Annotated in this window: 3 protein-coding genes; 2 read left to right on the top strand and 1 reads right to left on the bottom strand. The window is 42.0% G+C overall.

Annotated elements, in window-relative coordinates:
- Positions 1-12: 12 nt before the first annotated feature.
- Entirely contained in the window at positions 13-1,347 is a 1,335-nt protein-coding gene (locus ADA01nite_RS21290; protein WP_146812435.1) for a TrkH family potassium uptake protein, read from the top strand.
- A gap of 40 nt (positions 1,348-1,387) precedes the next feature.
- Here ADA01nite_RS21290 and ADA01nite_RS21285 read toward each other — a convergent pair whose 3' ends face one another.
- Complete coding sequence (locus ADA01nite_RS21285) at positions 1,388-2,608, bottom strand: cation:proton antiporter (RefSeq protein ID WP_146812434.1); 1,221 nt, start codon at positions 2,606-2,608, stop codon at positions 1,388-1,390.
- Between the two features lie 125 nt (positions 2,609-2,733).
- On the opposite strand from ADA01nite_RS21285, the gene ADA01nite_RS21280 reads away from it, so the two are divergent.
- Positions 2,734-3,390 carry a potassium channel family protein gene (locus ADA01nite_RS21280; RefSeq protein ID WP_146812433.1) on the top strand — a complete coding sequence of 219 codons (657 nt, stop codon included), beginning with the start codon at positions 2,734-2,736 and terminating at the stop codon, positions 3,388-3,390.
- Positions 3,391-4,181 lie beyond the last annotated feature (791 nt).

Here is a 4,181-nt window from a genome sequence, read left to right as displayed (position 1 = left end):
CTTAAAAATGCATTGAAAAAAATAGCTTCTTTGATAAATCCGCCTCAACTTATTGTGCTCGGATTCGGAGTTCTTATCTTATTCGGTGCATTGTTATTAACACTCCCTATCTCCACCACAGATGGACAAGGACTGCCTTTTGTAGATGCTCTGTTCACAGCCACCTCGGCCACTTGTGTGATAGGTCTCGTTGTTGTTGATACAGGCACTACCTTTACCGTTTTTGGGCAGCTCGTTATTTTAAGCCTCATTCAAATAGGTGGGCTGGGTTTCATGACTGTGGCAACCCTGTTTGCCATTCTGCTAGGGCGAAAAATTTCCCTGCGGCAGCGACTCTTAATTCAAGAGTCAATGAATCAAATTAGCCTTGAAGGCATGGTTCGTCTGGTCAGAAAGGTGATTTTATTTACACTCGTGTTTGAGGGGATTGGCGCGATTCTTCTGACGTTGCGCTGGTCGTTCGATACGGATTGGGAGCATGCGATTTATCTAGGCATCTTTCACTCGATTTCTAGCTTTAACAATGCCGGATTCGATATCATGGGCGATTTTAAAAGCATGACAGACTATGTAAGCGATCCTGTAGTCAACATTGTTATCATGATTCTGGTCATCGCCGGTGGGCTTGGATTTATCGTGATTGCCGAATTGATGGAATTTAACAGAAAACATAGGCTTTCGCTGCACACAAAAATTGTAGTTTCCACATCCGCAATTTTAATTCTATTGGGCGCTCTTGTTATTTTTGCGATTGAATTTAACAATCCAAAAACGATGGGGCCATTAGACTGGATGGGGAAGGTTCTGAGCGCTTTCTTCCAATCGGTCGTATCCCGCACGGAGGGAATGAACTCGCTGCCGATCGGTGATATGCACCAGTCTTCGCTTTTCTTTATTATTCTTCTCATGTTTATCGGGGCTTCACCCGGATCTACAGGAGGAGGGATTAAGACCACAACATTTGTCACTTTGCTTGGTGCAGTATGGGCGATGATCAAAGGACAAGGAGATGTGGTATTTTTTAGGCAGCGAATTGGAGAAAGCAAGGTATATAAAGCCTTAACAATCGTGGTCGCAGCGATGATGTTAGTGATTACTGTTACAATGATTCTCTCGATTACAGAGAAAGCGGATTTTCTTACGGTACTTTTTGAAACCACGTCCGCGTTTGGCACAGTAGGCTTGTCAATGGGATTGACGCCTAATCTCACGATATTCGGGAAGCTTCTCCTCTCTTTTGTGATGTTTGCTGGACGCGTCGGTCCATTAACCATTGCTTTTGCTTTAAGCTGGGATCGCAAGAAAAAACATTATCGCAATCCCGAAGGGAAAATTATTATTGGATAAAAACAAGGGACAGCATGTAAGCTTTCCCTTGTTTTTTGCTTCATTCCTCTACTCCTAATTTTCGAGCTACATGCGGTGTAGTGCTTGCTTGCAGTAGGATAGTCATCAAAATCGCAAGGAAAGTAACAGCCGCAATGGCATCTGCATACGGCACCCCCTTTCCAACAACCATGCCGGATAGTGCAGCAGGAATGACACCGGTTTCCCTTGTCCAACACATAAATAACATGTCTCGCCACGTCCATTTGGCTTTTCGATCAGGCAAAGTGCAAGCAAAAACGGTAAGTGGACGCGCAATAAACATTAGAACAATAACAACAAGGAGTCCGCCCCACAGATACTTCATGATCGTTGAAAAATCCACCTGGCTGCCTAACAAAATAAAAATGAGCATACGCATAATCACGGTTAGATTCTCCGAAAAGTGATGGATTTCCCTTTGTTTTGCTTCCATACGTAGCCTGAAATGAGAAGCATTCCCCCAGATAAGCCCGGCAACAAAGGTCGCCATAAAACCACTCACATGCAATAAATCCGCTAACAGGTAGGAAAGCAACGCCACGACCAGCATCCCAATTACCGTATAATCCCGTAAAAAGCCAAACTCAACATAAGAAACCAAATAAGCACCTACAATCCCTATAAGTCCGCCGATGAGCATCCCACCCAATGCTACCTTAAAAAAATCGAGAATGCTTGCACCAACAGAAAAATCGCTGGTTCCCATTGCGATGGCTAACACACTAAAAGTGAGGATAGAAGCCGTCGCATCATTAAAAGCCGATTCACTTTCCACTGTCTCGCGTAAAATGGGTCGAATTTTCACCTGTTTAAATACCGGGATCAAGGTGGCTGGATCAGTGGAAGCAATGATAGAAGCTAATAAAAAGCCATACAACAAAGGAATATGTAGAAATAGATGCGCAGCATACCCCGTTACCACTGCGGTAATAATAACGCCAGGAACGCTTAACAAGCTTATTGTGGGCCATACTTTCTTTAGTGTCTGCAAACGGATGTTGCGTCCCCCATCAAATAAAATTAAGGTGGCTCCTAGGATAAGAATAAATTGATTCGTAAACGAACGGCTTTCTTCGGAGATCAGGTTCAACCCGGGCCCAATTCCGATGCCTAGAAGTAAAAACACAGCCACATCGGGTATTTTTAATTTAGAAGCTACTTTTCCAGCAATCATTCCTCCGATAAAAATGACAATGAGCAAATAAAGGATGTGATGAATCGCTCTCGTGATATCTTCCATACAACGCAACAACCTTTCATATCAAAATAAGAAAACGGAATGTACGGCATTCTATACATATAATGCCCTTTATTTCACCGGTTGAAATGTCATCATAAAAAATAGGGAAGGAGTTATAGAAGAAAATGGCTGAAAAATCATATGCAGTGATTGGTTTAGGGCGTTTTGGCAGCAGTGTCGTTAACCATTTACATAAAGCAGGATACGAAGTCATGGCGGTAGATGAAAACGAGGAAAGAGTTCAAGAGCATGTAGAGGCTGCTACACATGCGGTTCAAGCCGATTCAACGGATGAACAAGCCTTACGAGATGTCGGAATCGGAAACTTTGATGTGGTCGTTGTTGCGATTGGAGTAGATATCCAGGCCAGCATTCTAACTACCCTCCTTTTGAAGGAATTAGGGGTGAAAAGAATTGTGGCCAAAGCACAAAATCCACGACATGGACAAGTCTTGTATAAAGTAGGAGCTGATCGGGTGGTCTTTCCCGAACGGGATATGGGAATCCGGGTGGCCCATAACCTTGTCTCTCCCAATGTCCTTGATTTTATTGAACTTTCTCCTGATTATGGTGTGGCCGAGGTAGCAGTTTCAGAAAAAATGCAGGGAAAAAGTCTGGTTGAATTGAATGTCCGAGCACAATTCGGAGTTAACGTAGTGGCCATTAAAACAAACAACGATTTTAACATTGCACCAGGCCCTGAAGTTCTTCTTCAGGAAGGAGATATTCTGATTGTCGTTGGCCACAATGACGATTTACGACGTTTTGAAGAAGAAATGTAAATTATCATGAACCTTTTCCAGTGAAAAACCCGGACACAAATACAGCCGCGTCCGGGTTCATATTCTCATGATTTTCCAATTCATAAAACCGAGTTATTCCAAGAAAAACGGAGATATAGATTCTTGGTGAAACGGTCTATTCCCTAAATGTTTTAATTAACAGAAAAATAAGTAAAACATTGCATCATTTAAGTATGGGGCTGTTCTTCTTTTCGCCAAATCGTTGCCATAGTAACCGAACACTAAGCAAGATCGCAAAAGATATGACTTCTGTCATAACATGTGAGTCATCCGGGGAGAGAATAATCTTACGGGCGAGCACAAGTAAGACAATGCTCATTAGACGATTCGGCGAAAAGGTTCGAAACAATTCCAGAAGTTCATAGACGACGAGTATATAAAATATATCTTGTACGATGAACTGGTAATTAGTCAGTAGGGATTCTGGCTGGAAAATGAGTGTGCTCCACTTTATGGTGAATCCGATAATCCCCAAAACCAGCACAGACAAAAAGATGACAACAATGGACCGGCGTACAAATAATAGCGTCTCCCTTGCAACATTTATTAAAAAAATCTTGTCCATAGTATACACTATCGTACATAGCTAAAGTATAGTTGTCTATGTGCGCCCTCCACTTTTCAGTATACCAAGTTGTTTCCTTATCATACCTACTATGCTGTGAATGGGCTAATGACTCGTTTCTTCGATGAAATGAACGTCATTTTTGTTCTTTTTATCTTAGTTGTAATTAATGAAATAAAAAAAATCCTTTTCGGTATCTTAATAA

Origin of the sequence: Aneurinibacillus danicus (genome assembly GCF_007991215.1) — a bacterium.
Taxonomy (GTDB): domain Bacteria; phylum Bacillota; class Bacilli; order Aneurinibacillales; family Aneurinibacillaceae; genus Aneurinibacillus; species Aneurinibacillus danicus.
This window is presented reverse-complemented; position numbering and strand designations above follow the sequence as displayed.